This window comes from Dyella sp., from assembly GCF_035503745.1.
Taxonomy (GTDB): domain Bacteria; phylum Pseudomonadota; class Gammaproteobacteria; order Xanthomonadales; family Rhodanobacteraceae; genus Dyella_B.
The window spans coordinates 55665-72716 of record NZ_DATJTC010000010.1 but is presented as its reverse complement, the minus strand read 5'-3'; the positions used below and the strand labels follow the sequence as shown (position 1 = coordinate 72716).

The window sequence follows — 17052 nt, the reverse complement described above, 5'->3', positions numbered from 1 at the left end:
CCAAACCGGCGTACCGAAGCGTTGCGGCCGGCCAGGGCCGGCTGCAACGTATTGAATTTGAAATGCGCCTTGATGTCCAGACGCTGTGCAAACCCGACCGGCATCCGGTTAGGGCATCCGCAGTGCCTTCTCGTCGGGGGTCAGGCTGCGCGTATAACCCTGGCTGTGGAACAGGCGCTCGCCGTAATCGAGGATCGGCTTGCCCTCACGCCCCAGGTCCACGCCCAGCGCCGGCAGGCGCCATACCACCGGCGCCACCAGGCAATCGGCCAAGCTCATCTCCGGGTTGAGAAAGAACTTGGACGCCTTGAACAAGGGCAAGGCGCCCAACAGGTGTTCGCGCAGATGCTTGCGCGCCGTGTCGGCCGGTCGCCCGCCGGCACGGATATGCTCCACTTCGGGCAGCCAGTCGCGCTCGATCCGCACGGCGGCCAGGCGCAGCCGCGCGCGCGACAGCGGATCGATCGGCATCAGCGGCGGGTGCGGGTAGCGTTCGTCCAGGTACTCGCAGATCACCGAGGTGTCGTAGAGCGTAAGCTCGCGATCGACCAGGGTCGGCAGCGAGCCGTACGGGTTGAGATCGATCAGGTCCTGCGGGGGCTTGGCCGGGTCGACCTGCACCAGGTCGTAGGTCACCCCCTTGGCCGCCAACACCAGGCGCACGCGGTGACATTGGATGTCATCGGCGGCCGAATACATGGCAAGTACCGTCCGGGAACGAGCGTTCTGGACCATGCACCTTCCTCCCCATCGCCTATGACCGCCGGATCAGCCGGCGGTCACCAGTCCCTTCAGTGGACGTCCTTCCAATATTCCTTCTTTAGCAAATATGCCAGGAAGGTGAAAGCCAGGAGGAACAACACGACCCAGATGCCGTAGTGGCGACGCTGCAGGGCGGCCGGCTCGGAAACGTATTGGAGGAAGTTGGTCAGGTCGCGGGTGGCCTGCTGGTACTGTTCGGGCGTCAGGCGGCCGGGATGGGTCAGGATCAGCTTTTCGATCTGGGGATCGTCGGCCGAACTGCCCGGCTTCAACACCGCCGTCTGCTCGCCCTGCAGCTCCCATAGCGGGAACGGCATGGCCGCGTTGGGCAATAGGGTGTTGTTCCAGCCGATCGGGCTCTTGGGATCCAGATAAAACCCGTTGAGGTAGGCGAACACCCAGTCCGCACCCTTGGCGCTTACTTCCAGCGACAGGTCCGGCGGCGCCTTGCCGAAGAACTTCTGCGCGTCGTCCGCGGGCATGTGCGAGATCACCGGGTCGCCGAACTTGGCGCCGGTGAAGTTGAGGTTGTTCATCACCTCGTCCTGGGTCAGCCCCAGGTCGTCCGCGATGCGCTCGTAGCGCATGTACTTGAGCGAATGGCAGCCCACGCAGTAGTTGAAGAACAAGTGGGCGCCGCGCCGCAGCGAGGCGGTATCGCGAATGTTGGTGGCGGCCGACGGCAGTTCCGGACCTTCGTCGGCCATGGCGGCACTCGCGCCGGCAAGCAGGCCCAGTGCCAACGCAATCGTGGAGAAGTAGCGCTTAATCATGCATCGTCACCCGTTCCGGAACCGGCTTGGTTTTTTCCCAACCAAGATGCGTGTATAGCCACAGGAATACGAAGAACCCGAAGTAGATCAGCGTCATCACACGGCCGAACGCGTTGTCCCAGGCGGTAATGTCGATATCGGCGCCAAACAGCTTGGGAAAGATTTCGTCGGTGTAGTCGGTGCCGATCAGCATCAGACCGAAAAACGCCAGCACGAACAGCGTCAACGCAACCTTGTACCCGGTGCCGCGATAACGCACCGACTTCACTTTGCCCACGTCGATCCACGGCAGGGCGAACAGCAGCGCGATCGATCCGAACATGCCCAGCACGCCCCACACCGCCGTACCCATGGCGGAGGGAATCATGCGCACGATCGCGTAGAACGCGGTGAAGTACCACACCGGCTTGATCTGCGCCGGCGTCACCAGGTTGTTGGCGGCGATCGAGTTGTCGTGCTCCAGGAACCAGCCGCCGAAGGTGGGCTGGAAGAAGATGATGAAGGCGGCGATGGCCAGGAACAGACCCACGCCTACCAGATCCTTCACCGTGTAGTACGGATGGAACGGAATGCCGTCGGCCGGCTTGGTCGGATCCCAGCGGTTGCCCTTGGGGCCATGCTTGATGTCGACACCGTCGGGGTTGTTCGAGCCCACTTCGTGCAGCGCCGCCAGGTGCAATACCACCAGCAGCAGCAACACCAGCGGCAGCGCGATCACGTGCAACGCGAAGAAGCGGTTGAGCGTGGCGTCGGCGGGCAGGAAGTCGCCCATGATCCACTGCACCAGGTCCTTGCCGATCACCGGAATGGTGCCAAACAGCGACACGATCACCTTCGCGCCCCAGAACGACATGTTGCCCCACGGCAGCACGTAGCCCATGAACGCCTCGGCCATCAGCACCAGGAAGATCAACATGCCCAAGAGCCACACCAGCTCGCGCGGTTTCTTGTACGAGCCGTAGAGGATGCCGCGGAACATGTGCAGGTAGATCACCACGAAGAACAGCGACGCACCGGTGGTATGCATGTAGCGGATCAGCCAGCCCCACTCCACGTCGCGCATGATGTACTGCACCGAATCGAACGCGCCTGCCGCGCTCGGGTCGTAGTTCATGGTGAGGAAGATGCCGGTGACGATCTGGTTGACCAGCACCAGCAGCGCCAGCGAGCCGAAGTAATACCAAAGATTGAAATTCTTCGGCGCGTAGTATTCGGTCATGTGCTTGCGGTACACCGGCATCAAGCCCGGTGCCCGCTCGGTTACCCAGTCACCGATGTTTGACAATACGTTCGCCATTACGCAGCCCCCTGAGGATCCACGCCGATCTGGACCGTCATGTCATCGAGATAGTGATAGGGCGGAATCACCATGTTCTTCGGCGCCGGCACCCCCTGGTAGACGCGCCCCGCCATGTCATAGCGCGAGTGATGGCACGGGCAGTAATAGCCGCCCTGCCAGTTCGGGTCGAACGGCTCGGGCTTCATGTCGCCCACGTAGTTGGGCACGCAGCCCAGATGGGTGCAGATGCCCACCATCACCAGCCACTCCGGCTTGATCGAACGCGTGCCGTTCTGCGCGTACTTGGGCTGCTGGTCGGCCGACGTGCCGGTCGAGCTTGGATCGACCAGCCGGGGATCCTGCTTGGGCAGCGCGGCAAGCTGGCTGGGCGTGCGATTGACGATGAATACCGGGAGGCTGCGCCAGGCCACGATCAATTGCTGGCCGGGTTCGATCTTCTTAAGCGATTGGGTGACCGGCGCTCCAGCGGCTTTTGCTCTTGCACTTGGTTCCCACGACTTGATGAAAGGCACTGCTGCCGCCACCACGCCCACTCCCCCCACCACGGCAGTCGTCGTGGTGAGAAAGCGGCGGCGGCCTTGATCGACGACTTCGTTCGCCATCAGGCTCTCCGGTACTTGCATGCCATTGACACTGCAGAAACCAGATTCTGCCTTGCGGACGAAAAAGGTTGCGCTTCGCCGACCGCCCCAGGATCGTGCCCCTGCAAAAATCCAAAATCGTACTGCTTAAAAAATCGCGTTAGTCTAGCCTCAGGTCTTGAACCCTACAATAAAACCGCACGGGCGGTCACGTCGCCCCGCCACACTCCTCGACTGGCTCCACGGATCGCATTACGACATGAAGCATGCCGCCGGCATCGTCGCCTTTATTGCCCGATTCGTGGTGCTTGGGTTGGCCCTTGCGTTCGTGATCAGCCTGCTGTGGCCCAGGGTCGGCGACCAGCTGCGCACGCGTTTGGGGCTGCAGCACGCCGCCACCCAAACCAGCACCGCCGCCTTGCCCGCTCTCACGCAACCTGCGTCGCCGACCGCCAGCGCGCCTTTTTCCTACGCCGACGCCGTCGCCAGGGCAGCACCGTCGGTGGTCAATATCTACGCAAACAAAGTGGTCACCGAGCAGGCCGTGCGCATGTTCACCGACCCGCTGATGCAGCAGCTGTTCGGCGGCACCGTTGCCGGACCGCCGGTGACGCGTCGCGAACAGAGCCTGGGCTCGGGCGTGATCGTCAGCGCGGAAGGTTATGTACTGACCAATAATCACGTGATCGCCAATGCCGATGATATCCAGGTGTTGCTCTACGACGGTCGCGTGGCCCAGGCCAGGCTGGTCGGTGCCGACGAAGAAACCGATCTTGCGGTACTGAAAATCGAAGCCGGCAACCTGCCGGTGATCCACATGGCCGACCCGAAGAAAAACCGCGTGGGCGACGTGGTGCTGGCGATCGGCAACCCGCTTGGCCTCAACCAGACGGTCACCATGGGCATCATCAGCGCCATCGGACGACAGCTCAGCAACAGCAGCCCCGAGGATTTCATCCAGACCGATGCCGCGATCAACCTCGGCAATTCCGGTGGCGCCCTCGTCAACAGCAACGGTGATCTCGTCGGCATCAACACCCTGCTGATCGGCAAAGCCGCCAACGCCGAAGGTATCGGATTCGCCATTCCGGTCGATACGGCAACCAACGTCCTGCGACAATTAATCGCAACCGGCCATGTGGTCCGAGGCTGGCTGGGCGCCGACTACGGCTTCGTCCCGGTGGCGGCCAACAGCGGCCTGCCCGCCGCCGCGCGCGGCGCGCAGGTCACCGACGTGGTGGCCGGCGGTCCGGCCGCGATGGCGGGCATCCAGCCGCATGACATCCTGCTGCGCCTGGGCGATGACGACATCCGCGACCCGGCCGATCTCAGCCGGCGCGAAGCCGAACTCAAGCCAGGCAGCCACGTCGAACTTTCCGGCCTGCGCAACGGCGTGCCATTCCATTTGATGCTGACGGTGATCCAGCGTCCACCGAAGCTGCCGACGGCGGCCTCCGCTGCGGGCGGCGGCATCGATCAGAGCGGCGGCTGAGCTCGCCTGGGCACGTCAAAGACTGGCCAGCGGCGGGTGCAACGCTTTGTTGTAGCGCTGCAGCAGTTCGCCCACGCGTTGCACGTACACCTGCGTTTCGGCATACGGCGGCACGCCGTTGTAGTGCTGCACGGCGGCGGGACCGGCGTTATACGCTGCGGCAACAAGCCGCACGTCGCCGTTGAAGTTTTTCATCAACAAGCTCAGATAGCGCGCGCCGCCACGGATATTCTGCGCCGGATCGAAGGCATCGAGCACGCCCATGTCACCGGCGGTGCCCGGCATCAGCTGCATCAGGCCCTGTGCGCCCTTGAGCGACATCGCGCGCGGATTGAATGCGCTCTCGGCATGGATGATGGCGCGGATCAGCGCCTCGTCCACGCCCGACTCCAGGCTCGCGGCGTGGATGACCTGCGCATAGTCGGTCAGGTCCAGGCGCACCGTGCCCCAATGGATCGGGGAGTGCAGGTCGCACGCCATGCAGGTGGCGATGTAGCTGAAAAGCCGCGTGACGTTGCGCGCCTGCGCACCGCCTGGCGGGATATTGGTGTATTCGACGCTGCCGTCCTTGTGCACCACGCGATAGACCGCACCGCGCAGGACGCGATTGTCCGGCGAATCCGGCGCGTCGGGACCGGCCAGCGCCGAGGGCATGGCGTCGCGCGATTCGCTATAGGTCCACTGGCCCGGCTTGCCCGCGGGCACCGGTTTGACCGCCAGCGCGCGCGCGGTGGTGTCGACCGCACCCTGCACCTTGTCCAACGACACCACGATCGGCGCGATGGGCTGCGCGGTGGTCTGGGCCCAGCCGGTCACCCAGGCCAGCGACGTCGCCCTGGGCACCTCGCGCCTGGCCCCGGCATGCGTCGGCGCGTTGGCAAAGGTAGCTACCTGCTTGCAATCCTTGTAGCCGGCCGCCGTGCTGGTGAACACCGTTTCGCCTTGGGACCCGGCGCAGCGGTAGAGCGAGGCCGCCTGTGCCGGCCTCGCCCACATCGCCGCCGCCAACAGGACACCGCCCACCAGCATGACCTGCAGGAAGGTCGCGAGAAACACGGGGAGGCTGGCTGCCTGGGGGCCGGCGCCTCCCCTTTGGCGTACGGCGATGGGCATGGGCGGCAGTGTGCCCCCATGCCGAGTCCGCGCCAAGCCCGGATTACCGATTTCGTGCAGCAGGACATATCCGCAAGTGGTTGATCCGGCAGGGCCGCGTCAGTGGCGGGCAGCCGGTGGGGCTAGTAAACTGCGCTGTTCGGCGCACCCTGTGCCCGCGCCCTTCGCATCCACGGTACCCAACGCCATGAGCGGCAAGCTTTTCATCAAGACCCACGGCTGCCAGATGAACGAGTACGACTCGGCCAAAATGGCCGACGTGCTGAAGGCGTCGCACGGCCTGGAGCTGACCCAGGACGAGTCCGAAGCGGACGTGATCCTGGTCAATACCTGCTCCATCCGCGAGAAGGCACAGGAAAAGGTCTTCAGCCAGCTCGGTCGCTGGAAGGAATACAAGCAGGGCGGCAAGCCGGTGCTGATCGGCGTGGGCGGCTGCGTGGCCTCGCAGGAGGGCGAGGCGATCATCAAGCGCGCCCCGTTCGTGGACCTGGTGTTCGGCCCGCAGACCCTGCACCGCCTGCCCGAGCTGATCGAAGCCAAGCGCGCCACCGGCAAGCCGCAGGTGGACATCAGTTTCCCGGAGATCGAGAAATTCGACCGCCTGCCCGAACCGCGCGCCGAAGGCCCCACCGCCTTCGTCTCCATCATGGAAGGCTGCTCCAAGTACTGCTCCTACTGCGTGGTGCCCTACACCCGCGGCGAAGAGATCAGCCGTCCGTTCGACGACGTGATCGTGGAAGTGGCGCAGCTGGCCGACCAGGGCGTGCGCGAAGTGATCCTGCTCGGCCAGAACGTCAACGCCTACCGCGGCCCCACGCACGATGGCGGCACCGCGGACCTGGCCGTGCTGATCCATGCCATTGCGCAGCTCGAAGGCATCGGCCGCATCCGCTTCACGACCTCCCATCCGCTGGAGTTCTCCGACTCGCTGATCGAGGCGTATGCCAACGTGCCCAAGCTCGCCAACTTCCTGCACCTGCCGGTGCAGGCGGGCTCCGATCGCATCCTGGCCGCGATGAAGCGCGGCTATACGGCGCTGGAATTCAAGCAGAAGATCCGCAAGCTGCGCGCGGTGCGCCCGGACATCTGCATCTCGTCCGATTTCATCGTCGGCTTTCCCGGCGAAACGGACGAGGATTTCGCCAAGACCATGAAGCTGATCGACGACGTCGGCTTCGATCAAAGCTTCTCCTTCATCTTCTCCTCGCGCCCCGGCACGCCCGCGGCCAACCTCGCCGATGACACCCCGGCGGCGGCCAAGCACGAGCGCCTGGCGCGCTTGCAGGCGGTGCTCAACGCCAATGCCAGGCAGATCAACGAGGCCATGGTCGGCACGGTGCAGCGCGTGCTGGTGGAAAAGCCCAGCAAGAAAAACGCGAACGAGCTTACCGGCCGCACCGAGAACATGCGCTACGTCAACTTCCCCGGCTCCGCGCGCCTGATCGGCCAATTCGTGGACGTGCTGATCACCGAGGCGATGAGCAACTCGCTGCGTGGCCGCGTCCACGCCCTTCACGACAGCGTCGCCCTGGCTTCGTGACGTGCGAACTGATCCTGCGTGAAATCGGCGCGGGCGAGTTCGCGCGGGCCTGGCCGGTGTTCAGCGCGGTGATCGCCGCTGGCGATACGTATAGCTATCCGCCGGACCTAAGCATCGAACAGGCGCGCGAGTGGTGGACCGCCCCACCCGCCCGCTGCTTCATCGCCGAACGCGATGGCGAGGTGCTCGGGTGTTACATGCTCAAACCCAATCAACCGGGCTTGGGCGATCATGTCGCCAATGCCGGCTACATGGTGTCGCCCGCGGCACGCGGCCAGGGCATTGCCGGCAGGATGTGCGAGCACTCGTTGGAACAAGCGCGCAAGGCCGGCTTTACCGCCATGCAGTTCAACTTTGTCGTATCGACCAACACCGCCGCGGTGCGCCTGTGGGAGCGCCACGGCTTCACCATCGTCGGCACCGTGCCGGGCGCATTTCGCCACGCCATCCACGGCCCGACCGATATCCACGTGATGCACCGAAGCTTATGACCAACGGCTTGAATCAACGCGATTTCGCTCTCGATCCGGAAGACAACGCCCGGCTCGCCAACCTGTGCGGCCCGTTCGACGAACACCTGCGCCAGGTCGAATTGCGCCTGGGCGTGGAGATCGACCATCGCGGCAACCTGTTCCAGGTGATCGGCGAAGAAGGCGCCACCCGCGCGGGCGAGAAGGTGCTCAGGGCGCTGTACGCCGCCACCGAAAACGAATCGCTGACCGGCGCGAAGATCAACCTGCACCTGGCCGAATCGGGCATCGATGCGATCACCGACGATGCCGCCCAAAGCGCGCAGGAAGTCACGATCAAGGTCAAGCGCGGCGTGATCAAGGGCCGCGGGCCGAACCAGGCGCGCTATCTGCACGCCATCACCACGCATGACATTAATTTCGGGGTCGGTCCGGCCGGCACGGGCAAAACCTATCTCGCCGTAGCCAGCGCGGTGGAGGCACTGGAAGCCAACCGCGTGCAACGCCTGCTGCTGGTGCGCCCTGCGGTCGAGGCCGGCGAGAAACTCGGCTTTCTGCCCGGCGACCTGTCGCAGAAAGTCGATCCGTACCTGCGACCGCTTTACGACGCGCTGTATGAAATGCTCGGCTTCGAAAAAGTCGCCAAGCTGATCGAGCGGAACGTGATCGAGATCGCACCGCTGGCGTATATGCGCGGCCGCACGCTCAACGACTCCTACGTGATCCTCGACGAAGCGCAGAACACCACCGTCGAACAGATGAAAATGTTCCTTACCCGCATCGGCTTCGGCTCGGTGGCGGTGATCACCGGCGACGTCAGCCAGATCGACCTGCCCCGCCACGTGCGCTCGGGCCTGCGCCATGCGGTGGAAGTATTGCGCGGCGTGGACGGCATCAGCTTCACTTTCTTTACCTCGCGCGACGTGGTGAGACATCCGCTGGTCGCCAAGATCGTGCGTGCTTATGAAGCCTTCGAGGAGTCCGACCATGGCGAGCAAGCGGCGGGAAAGCAAGGCAATGGCGGAAGGTAAGCCCGCGCCAGGCGCGCACATCGTCCACGTCAATTACGGCCTCGCACGTACGGGCCTTCCGTCCGCGCGCAGCTTCCAGCGCTGGGTGGAGGCTGCCATGCGCGGCGCCAGGCGCCGCAGGGCGGCGGAACTTTCCATCCGCATCGTCGGCACAAGGGAAGGCCGCAAGCTCAATCGCGACTATCGCGGCAAGGACTATGCGACCAACGTACTGTCGTTTCCGGTGGAACTGCCGCCCGGCGTGAAGCTGCCGCTGATCGGCGACCTGGTGATCTGCGCGTCGGTGGTGGCACGGGAATCCAAAGAACAGGGCAAGCTCGCCAAGGATCATTGGGCACACATGACCGTGCATGGAGTCCTGCACCTGCTCGGCTACGATCACCTTGACGACACCCAAGCCCAGGCGATGGAAGCGTTGGAGACGCGCATCCTCGCCGGGCTCGGCATGGCCGATCCCTACGCGATCGAACGCGACGTCCAGGCGCCATGACATTCGTGAGCGGGGGCGGGCAATTACGGCACTGCTGAGAGCCCCTGCATTCGCTCTACCGGCGCCCGGCGACTGGCACAGGCGGCCCTCTTGGGAGGCTCCGCCAGCGGGCTGGAACCGGGCGTCGGCGCCCCTACCACCCAGGGCGGCCATGGCATCCAACCCGCGCCGGCCCGTGGCATCTCCTGATCGAGGCGGACAGCCCTACCGGGCGCGGTTGGCGGTGTCCCGCCACCCCCGCCAAGCCCTTGTTCTGAATCGTCATAGTTTTTCCGCTAGACTCATCCTTCCGCCCGGCTCCGGGCAGAATCTACAAGAGTAATGAACGAGGACCCTGGCAGTACCAGCGGCCCGGTCCACCGAAAATGGTGGGATCGACTGGGCCATCTGTTTTCCGGCGAACCCCGCAACCGCGAAGAACTGATCGACGAGTTGCGCACCGCCCAGGCCAATGGCCTGCTCAGCGCCGACACCCTTCCCATGTTGGAAGGCGCGCTGCGAGTGACCGAACTCAATGTCGACGACGTGATGGTGCCGCGCGTGCAGATCGTGATGATCGACGTCGATGCGCCGCTCAACGACATCCTTGCCCAGGTGGTCGAGTCGGGGCATTCGCGCTTTCCCGTACACGGCGAGGACAAGGACGAGATCCTGGGCATCCTGCTGGCGAAAGACCTGCTCAAATACTTCGCCAACGGCTCGGATTTCGACATCCGCTCGATGCTGCGCCCAGCGGTATTGATTCCCGAATCGATGCGCCTGAACGTGCTGCTGGCGGAATTTCGCCGCAGCCGCAACCACATGGCACTGGTGGTGGACGAATACGGCGGCGTCGCCGGCCTGATCACCATCGAGGACGTGCTGGAAGAAATCGTCGGCGAAATCGATGACGAGCACGACGACGAGGAAGCGCCCGACCTGATGCAATCGCAGGCCGATGGCGAGTGGATCGTCAACGCGCTCACCCCGATCGCCGATTTCAACGAGGAAATGGGCGCGGCCTTCTCCGACGAGGAATTTGACACCATCGGCGGCATGGCCACCTCCGAGTTCGGGCATCTGCCTGAGGTGGGCGAGGAGATCGCCATCGGCGGCTTCACCTTCCATGTCACCCAAGCCGACGACCGCCGCGTGCAAGAGTTCCGCGTGGTGCGCCACTGACGCTTTTCTCATCCCCCATCGTGGCACGCGGGAAAAGCGCAGCAATGGCTAGGCGTTGCGTGGCGGGCAAAGGGCCCGGGCGAGGCGTAAACCACGTCGATACGCAAGTTGGGCAGAAGGTGCCCAGGCCCCGCCATCGCAGCCACGCACATCGGCTACCCTAACGCGTCCCTCGCTACCGTTTATTCCAATGACCCTGGCCGGCCGCCTCGCCCTCATCGCCCTGCTACTCCTGGGCTGTGCCCTGTCGCCGGCTCGCGCCGACGTCGCCGATACCGCCGGCCAGAACCTGGAGGTGTCGCTGATCACCTACGGCCCCGGCGACATCTACTGGGAACGCTTCGGCCACGACGCGATCGAACTGCGCGACACCGTCAGCGGCGAAGAAGTTGACTTCAACTACGGCATGTTCAACTTCGACGAGAAGAACTTCTTTCTCAACTTCGCGCGCGGCCGCATGCACTACCTGATGGACGCCGAACCGACCACCGACGAAGAAAACTACTACGTACAGGCCGGCCGCTCCGTAACGCGCCAGCGCCTTGCACTTACGCCGCAACAAGCCGCCGCACTGCGCGACTTCCTGTTCTGGAACCTGCGCCCGGAAAACGTCGGCTACAACTACGACTATTACATCGACAACTGCACCACCCGCGTACGCGACGCGCTGGACCGTGCGCTTGGCGGCGCCATCAAGGCACACCTCACCACGATGCCCGGCGGCATGACCTACCGCCAACAGACCGTGCGCCTGATGAGCGCGCAACCGTGGCTGATGCTGATCCTGGACCTTGGCCTGGGGCCATACGCCGATCATCCGCTCAACGCCTGGCAAGAAAGCTTCCTGCCGGAAGAACTGCAGGAAAACATTCGCAACATCAGCGTGCCCAATGACCATGGCGGCGCGATGCCTTTCGTGCAAAGCGAAGACCTGCTGTCACCCAACCGCCTGGATGTGCCGCCCGCGACAGCACCCGATTTGCGCGCGCCGCTTGGCATCGCCGGCCTTGCGCTCGCCGCCATCCTGGTACTTGCCTGGCACAAGGCACGTATCGCGTATGCGCTGCTTGGCACCATCTTCCTGGTGTTAGCGGGGGTTTGCGGCTTACTGATGCTCGCCCTGTGGACGCTGACCGAACACCATTCCGCCTGGGCAAACGCCAATCTGCTGCTCTTCAATCCATTGGCTTTCGTGCTCATACGCACTCTATGGCGGTCGCGGCGTCACCTGCGCCCATCGCGACTAGCCGATACCGCCTTGATGTTGCAGCTCGCGGCATTGCTGATCGCCCTGCTGCTGCACCTGCTGCCCGGCGTGGTCCAGCAGAACCAGCCGTGGATATTATTTGCCCTGCCATGCTGGCTGGCCCTTGCATGGACACTGCGGCAGCACGAGCCTGCGCAAGGGCGCGCAAGCGCGGACTGACCGCCGCAAGATCGTCCCCACCATCAAAGTTCAACATCATTATTGCGCATGGACAAGACCGACAGTTCGCCGCCACACGATCGCACCATCGACAGTCCTATGGTCGTCAACTGCGTGGCTTATCGGAATGATGGCACGCGGCTGGACGACATCGGCCTGGCCCAGATCAGCAACGTACTGGAACAACCCGACACGTTCGTCTGGGTAGGCCTGCACGAACCCGACGAACCACTGCTGGCCAAGCTCCAGGAAGAATTCTGCCTGCACGATCTTGCCGTGGAGGATGCGCAGCATGCGCACCAGCGCACCAAAGTGGAAACCTACGGCGACTCGCTTTTCATCGTCGTGCAGACCGCGCAACTGGAAGGCGGCCACATTGCCTTCGGCGAAACGCACATCTTCCTGGGCAAGCGCTACCTGATCACCGTGCGCCATGGCGCATCCCTGTCTTACGCCAAGGCGCGGCGCACCTGCGAAATGTCGCCGGAACTGCTGGCGCAAGGCCCCGCTTATGGCCTGTATGGCGTACTCGACTTCATCGTCGACAACCTGATGCCGATCGTGCGCGACTTCCGTCAGGAGCTGCAGGAACTGGAGCAGGATATCTTCTCCGACACGTTCAAGCGCGATACCGTACGGCGCCTCTACGACATGCAGCGCGACCTGATGACACTGCGCCTTGCCGTGGCCCCCATGCAGGATGTCATCAACCAGCTCGCGCGCCTGCATCCGGACTTCGTGCCCAAGGAACTGCGCGCGTATTTCCGTGACGTCTACGACCACGTCTTCCGCGTCAACGAATCCATCGGCGCCATGCGCGAAATGCTAGCAGCAGCGATCAACGTCAACCTGTCGCTGGTGACGTTCGGACAAAACGAAGTGATGAAAAAACTCGCCGGCTGGGCCGCGATGCTGGCAGCACCCACATTGATCACCAGCTGGTACGGCATGAACTTCACGCACATGCCCGAGCTTGCGCAACCCTGGGCGTATCCGATCATCATCGGCGTGGTCGTGTGCCTGGTAGGCACCATTTATGCCGTGCTCAAGCGGTCAAAGTGGCTTTGACGCATAGCTGGAACAAGCTGTATGCAAAGTCCGCGGACGTCGCCGGGCATCATCCTTAACGACATCGCGGCTCAGAGTCACAGATTCCAAGGTGCTGCCGGGCTGAGCCGACCATCAGGCACCCATTTGTGCGAGGATGCACTCTTGCGCACAAGCACGGGGGACGACCATGGGCAATAGATTCGCTTGCGCCGTTGCAGGCATTGTGATCATTGCGACTGCCCTGGTCTATTGGCCTGTTCTTCATGCTCAGTTCGTATGGGACGATGTGCTCGATTTCGTCCAGAAGGACTGGCTGAGTCATGGCGACGAATGGAAGCACTACATCTTCAAGGACTTCAACGACTGGAAAAATTACTTCAGGCCGTTGGTCGTCGCACTATTCACGTTGCAGATTCGCTTTTTCGGCAGCGCGCCCGGCCCTATGCATGCGGTCTCTCTCGTACTGCATCTGATAAACACGCTGCTGGTCGGCTTGGTGTCGTGGCGCGTCAGCGCAATGGCGCCGGGCGATACGGAAAAGAATAATTGGCTAGCGGGTCTGTCGATGGCTATTTACGGCCTCCATCCGGTGCTGGCGGAAGCTGTGACATGGATAGGCTGCCAGTTCGACTTGGTCGCAACCATGTTCATGCTGCTTGGGCTGCTCGCGAACACGCGTATCCAAAATACCCTCATCCGAGCAACAACTATTGCGTTGTTTTTCTTCCTGGCAGCATGCTCCAAGGAATCAGCGGCGGCTTTTCCACTGATACTGGCGGTTTTCGATTGGGCAATCACCCCCAGAGCACGCGAGGGTGCATGGCGCTCAGCCCTGGTTGCCCTTATAAAGCGAAATGGATTGACGTACGCCGCCATATTCTTGGCTGGCATCGCCTACCTCGCTTTCCGCCACTGGGCGCTCGGCCAGATTGTCCACCCAACCGCCGGCTATACGTCCGCACTTGCGCGATTGCAGGAAACCTGTTTCATCTACCTTCAATACTGGAAGATGCTGTTCTGGCCTATGAGTGGGTTGAACCCTCTCCATGAGTTCGAAACTCATCGCTTCGACCTGGCTTCCACGTCGTCATTACTTGCCGACGTAACGGCCCTGAGCATCGCGGGCGCGAGTCTTTACTTTGCCCTTAAACGCTCGTCTCCCATCGCCTGTATCGTGGCAGCGGCCACCGCAGCACTGCTGCCGGTGCTGCGCATCGTGTCGATCGACTTTACCCCCAGCCTCTATCACGAGCGCTACGCCATGACAGCCCTTGCAGTCGTGTGCACCATGCTCCCGCTTATCCGCATTTCCATACCGATCGGTGCAGGCCACATGAAGGCCCTCCGTTCGCTCGGCGCTGTAATCGCAGGACTTTGGTTTATATTCGCGGTCATCAATATACGCGCGATCGTGCCACGCTGGTCCAACGACGTAAGCCTCTGGCAATGGGCACTCGCCGGCAATCCGAACTCGGTTCACGCGAAAGACGACTTGCTTAGCGCCTACATCGGTGCCAAAGAGTATGACAACGCCGACAAGCTCGTTAACCAGCTTCGTGCCGACCATGTGCACTGCGCCAATTGCATGTTGAACGCCGCCATTCTCGCTCTTGCGGAAAACGATCCCGCGCGCGCGCAGGTCCTGCTGGAAGATGTCAGAACCTCCCAGGACTTGGTCAACGACAAGCGAATGTTTTACGTGTACCTGGTCACTACGGGACGGATGCTGTTGCTGCAAGGCCATCTGGACGATGCGGAGAGCATTTTTCGCAGTGCGATCCATGTAGATCCGTCCGACGCGCAGTCGCAAATATCGCTCGCCACGACGCTGGCGATGCAGGGCAAAGCAGACGAAGCACGCAAGGTAGGCGCGGCCGCCATCGCCCTGCTTTCGCCCGACAAACGCGACTCCACGCGCCACGCTCTTGATCAGGCGATAAACCTGGGTATCCAGTCACACTCGTCGATAAACCATGGCACGGACGCGCGATGAGCAAACCCTCCGGGAATCACTCAACTCTCAACATGCGTAGCATGCTGCCATGTCTCTCTGCGAGCCTCGTGCTTGCCGTAACCGCTGTGGTGTACTGGCCGGCCGTCCACGGGCAATTCGTCTGGACCGACATTCCGGATTTTGTCGAGATGGGGTGGCTACGCGCAGGCGACGCATGGAAGCACTTCATTTTCAGGGATTTCAACTATTGGGTAGATTACTTTCGCCCTCTGGTTGTGGGGCTCTTCACACTGCAGCTGCGCCTGTTCAATGGTCATCCCGCCCCCATGCATGGGGTGTCCATCGCACTGCATCTGCTCAATACCTCGCTGGTGGGATTGCTTGCATGGCTATGCAGTTCCAACGCAACCCGGGGAATGAGATCTCGAATCGCATGGCTGACTGGATCCATGTCGCTTTACGGACTTCATCCGGTGCTGGCCGAGTCGGTTTCCTGGATCGGATGCCAGTTCGATCTGGTCGTCACACTGTTCATGCTGCTGGGATTGCTGCTCAACGCATGTATTCGGCGCGCCGGCCGGCGCGCCATCGCGGTAGCCGCCTGCTTCCTTCTTGCAGCCTGCGCGAAAGAATCCGCCGCCGCGTTTCCGCTCACCCTTGCGGTGTTTGAATGGGGTCGGCAGACCTGCGCTCCGAGCGATACGTTCAGCGCACGGTTTCAAGCCTTTGTTGCGCGGCACTGGCAAACCTACCTGGCGCTATTGGCTGCGGTTGTCGCCTATCTCGCGTTCCGCCGCTGGGGATTGGGGCAAATTATTCATGGCGCATCGGCGGGAACATCGTCGGCGTTCTCGTCCTTGCAGGAAACCTGCTTCACCTACCTGCACTACTGGAGCATGTTGCTTGTGCCCATGCACGGCATGGCGCCCAATCACGATTTCAGCGCCACGCAATTCACCGCGGTCACGCCCATGTCTCTGCTCATCGATGCGGCGGCGATCGGCCTAGTGGTATCCAGCACCTACCTGGCGATTCGCCGCGTCTCACCGGTTGCGTGCATCGTCACAGCCATGACGGTAACGCTGTTGCCAGTCTTGCGCATACTTCCAGCGGCCTTCGCGCCCAGTCTTTACCACGAGCACTATGTCATGACCTCGCTCGCGGTCGTCTGCGCCATGCTGCCGCTTGTGCGTCTGCCCACGCTGCCAAAGCTAGCCGAGGTGAAGCTGCTTCGTCCCTTGGTCGGCGTCGCCTTGTGCTTCTGGTTTATCGTCTCGATCATCGATATACGGATGATCATTCCGTTATGGGCCAACAATATTTCTCTCTGGCAATGGGCTTTGGCCACCGCGCCCGATTCGGTAACCGCCAAGGATGAACTGCTGGCTTCCTATATTTACGCCCGCGACTACCGGCATGCGCAGCGGTTGGCCGACCTGATTCTGGCCGAACACCTGCCTTGCACCAATTGCATGCTCAACGCAGCCACGCTTGCCCTGGCAGAAAACCAGCCATTGCGGTCGCAAACGGCACTGGATGCGCTAAGAAATTTCAAAAATCTCAGGACCGACCCCCAGTTGTTTGGCCAGTACCTGATCTTGCGCGGCAGGACGTCGGGGATGGAGGGCAGGCTGGCGGATTCCGAGGCCGATTTGCGTCAAGCCGTGACCTTGCTGCCGTTCGATGCCAAACCTTCCATGTACCTGACCATGATCCTTGCGCTTGAGGGCAAGGAGGAAGAGGCCCGCGCAGCCGCCGCCACGAGCGTTGCGCTGTCCCCGCCTGAACAACGCGACGTCATCAGGCTGTCGCTGGAAAAGGCCATTTCGCGGAACCTCAAGCTGGCACCGACGCCTGGGCAAAAATCATCAAAGTAGCGCCCCACCCGCAAAAGCTTACTTGGGTCATG

Annotated in this window: 15 protein-coding genes; 10 read left to right on the top strand and 5 right to left on the bottom strand. The window is 62.5% G+C overall.

Features of this window, described 5'->3' with window-relative positions; translation table 11 throughout:
• Positions 1 to 108 precede the first annotated feature (108 nt).
• Genes VME63_RS03855 through petA form a run of 4 tightly spaced genes read right to left on the bottom strand, consistent with a single transcriptional unit; the run spans position 109 to position 3437 of the window.
• Positions 109 to 735, bottom strand: coding sequence for a glutathione S-transferase N-terminal domain-containing protein (locus VME63_RS03855; RefSeq protein ID WP_325430424.1), 627 nt, complete (start codon positions 733 to 735; stop codon positions 109 to 111).
• Positions 736 to 791: 56 nt separating this feature from the next.
• Complete coding sequence (locus VME63_RS03850) at positions 792 to 1535, bottom strand: cytochrome c1 (RefSeq protein ID WP_325430422.1); 744 nt, start codon at positions 1533 to 1535, stop codon at positions 792 to 794.
• The gene (locus VME63_RS03845; RefSeq protein ID WP_325430420.1) at positions 1528 to 2832 is read right to left on the bottom strand and encodes a cytochrome bc complex cytochrome b subunit; all 1305 of its coding nucleotides are present in this window, start codon (positions 2830 to 2832) and stop codon (positions 1528 to 1530) included. The genes VME63_RS03850 and VME63_RS03845 overlap by 8 nt, the downstream gene beginning before the upstream one ends.
• A complete protein-coding gene (gene petA, locus VME63_RS03840; protein ID WP_325430418.1) occupies positions 2832 to 3437 on the bottom strand; it encodes a ubiquinol-cytochrome c reductase iron-sulfur subunit in 606 nt (201 codons plus the stop codon). Before petA ends, VME63_RS03845 begins: the two co-directional genes overlap by 1 nt.
• A 238-nt stretch (positions 3438 to 3675) precedes the next feature.
• On the opposite strand from petA, the gene VME63_RS03835 reads away from it, so the two are divergent.
• Entirely contained in the window at positions 3676 to 4908 is a 1233-nt protein-coding gene (locus tag VME63_RS03835) for a S1C family serine protease (RefSeq protein ID WP_325430416.1), read from the top strand.
• Between the two features lie 15 nt (positions 4909 to 4923).
• On the opposite strand, the gene VME63_RS03830 is transcribed toward VME63_RS03835, so the two are convergent.
• Positions 4924 to 5964 (bottom strand): lytic transglycosylase domain-containing protein, encoded by a 1041-nt coding sequence (locus tag VME63_RS03830; protein ID WP_325430414.1) that lies wholly within the window; start codon positions 5962 to 5964, stop codon positions 4924 to 4926.
• A gap of 244 nt (positions 5965 to 6208) precedes the next feature.
• Here VME63_RS03830 and miaB point away from each other — a divergent pair, with 244 nt between their 5' ends.
• The 9 genes from miaB (at position 6209) to VME63_RS03785 (ending at position 17020) form a co-directional block, all read left to right on the top strand.
• Positions 6209 to 7561 (top strand): tRNA (N6-isopentenyl adenosine(37)-C2)-methylthiotransferase MiaB, encoded by a 1353-nt coding sequence (miaB, locus tag VME63_RS03825; protein WP_325430412.1) that lies wholly within the window; start codon positions 6209 to 6211, stop codon positions 7559 to 7561.
• Entirely contained in the window at positions 7558 to 8052 is a 495-nt protein-coding gene (locus tag VME63_RS03820; protein WP_325430410.1) for a GNAT family N-acetyltransferase, read from the top strand. Before miaB ends, VME63_RS03820 begins: the two co-directional genes overlap by 4 nt.
• A complete protein-coding gene (locus VME63_RS03815) occupies positions 8049 to 9062 on the top strand; it encodes a PhoH family protein (protein ID WP_325430408.1) in 1014 nt (337 codons plus the stop codon). Before VME63_RS03820 ends, VME63_RS03815 begins: the two co-directional genes overlap by 4 nt.
• Complete coding sequence (gene ybeY, locus VME63_RS03810; RefSeq protein WP_325430406.1) at positions 9049 to 9552, top strand: rRNA maturation RNase YbeY; 504 nt, start codon at positions 9049 to 9051, stop codon at positions 9550 to 9552. Before VME63_RS03815 ends, ybeY begins: the two co-directional genes overlap by 14 nt.
• A gap of 321 nt (positions 9553 to 9873) precedes the next feature.
• On the top strand, positions 9874 to 10713 hold the full coding sequence (locus tag VME63_RS03805; RefSeq protein ID WP_325430404.1) for an HlyC/CorC family transporter: 840 nt from the start codon (positions 9874 to 9876) through the stop codon (positions 10711 to 10713).
• 190 nt (positions 10714 to 10903) lie between these two features.
• Positions 10904 to 12139, top strand: coding sequence for a DUF4105 domain-containing protein (locus VME63_RS03800; protein ID WP_325430402.1), 1236 nt, complete (start codon positions 10904 to 10906; stop codon positions 12137 to 12139).
• A gap of 48 nt (positions 12140 to 12187) precedes the next feature.
• Entirely contained in the window at positions 12188 to 13207 is a 1020-nt protein-coding gene (corA, locus tag VME63_RS03795; RefSeq protein WP_325430400.1) for a magnesium/cobalt transporter CorA, read from the top strand.
• Positions 13208 to 13376: 169 nt separating this feature from the next.
• Positions 13377 to 15182 carry a hypothetical protein gene (locus VME63_RS03790; RefSeq protein WP_325430398.1) on the top strand — a complete coding sequence of 602 codons (1806 nt, stop codon included), beginning with the start codon at positions 13377 to 13379 and terminating at the stop codon, positions 15180 to 15182.
• Positions 15179 to 17020: a hypothetical protein gene (locus tag VME63_RS03785; RefSeq protein ID WP_325430397.1), complete on the top strand. Its 1842-nt coding sequence runs from the start codon at positions 15179 to 15181 to the stop codon at positions 17018 to 17020. Before VME63_RS03790 ends, VME63_RS03785 begins: the two co-directional genes overlap by 4 nt.
• The last annotated feature ends 32 nt before the right edge of the window (positions 17021 to 17052 follow it).

Excerpts from the sequence above, each read along its gene's own strand:
- VME63_RS03855 (WP_325430424.1), bottom strand. The coding sequence starts at position 735 with ATGGTCCAGAACGCTCGTTCCCGGACGGTACTTGCCATGTATTCGGCC.
- VME63_RS03850 (WP_325430422.1), bottom strand. The coding sequence starts at position 1,535 with ATGATTAAGCGCTACTTCTCCACGATTGCGTTGGCACTGGGCCTGCTT.
- VME63_RS03845 (WP_325430420.1), bottom strand. The coding sequence starts at position 2,832 with ATGGCGAACGTATTGTCAAACATCGGTGACTGGGTAACCGAGCGGGCA.
- petA (WP_325430418.1), bottom strand. The coding sequence starts at position 3,437 with ATGGCGAACGAAGTCGTCGATCAAGGCCGCCGCCGCTTTCTCACCACG.
- VME63_RS03835 (WP_325430416.1), top strand. The coding sequence starts at position 3,676 with ATGAAGCATGCCGCCGGCATCGTCGCCTTTATTGCCCGATTCGTGGTG.
- miaB (WP_325430412.1), top strand. The coding sequence starts at position 6,209 with ATGAGCGGCAAGCTTTTCATCAAGACCCACGGCTGCCAGATGAACGAG.
- VME63_RS03815 (WP_325430408.1), top strand. The coding sequence starts at position 8,049 with ATGACCAACGGCTTGAATCAACGCGATTTCGCTCTCGATCCGGAAGAC.
- ybeY (WP_325430406.1), top strand. The coding sequence starts at position 9,049 with ATGGCGGAAGGTAAGCCCGCGCCAGGCGCGCACATCGTCCACGTCAAT.
- VME63_RS03805 (WP_325430404.1), top strand. The coding sequence starts at position 9,874 with ATGAACGAGGACCCTGGCAGTACCAGCGGCCCGGTCCACCGAAAATGG.
- VME63_RS03800 (WP_325430402.1), top strand. The coding sequence starts at position 10,904 with ATGACCCTGGCCGGCCGCCTCGCCCTCATCGCCCTGCTACTCCTGGGC.
- corA (WP_325430400.1), top strand. The coding sequence starts at position 12,188 with ATGGACAAGACCGACAGTTCGCCGCCACACGATCGCACCATCGACAGT.
- VME63_RS03790 (WP_325430398.1), top strand. The coding sequence starts at position 13,377 with ATGGGCAATAGATTCGCTTGCGCCGTTGCAGGCATTGTGATCATTGCG.
- VME63_RS03785 (WP_325430397.1), top strand. The coding sequence starts at position 15,179 with ATGAGCAAACCCTCCGGGAATCACTCAACTCTCAACATGCGTAGCATG.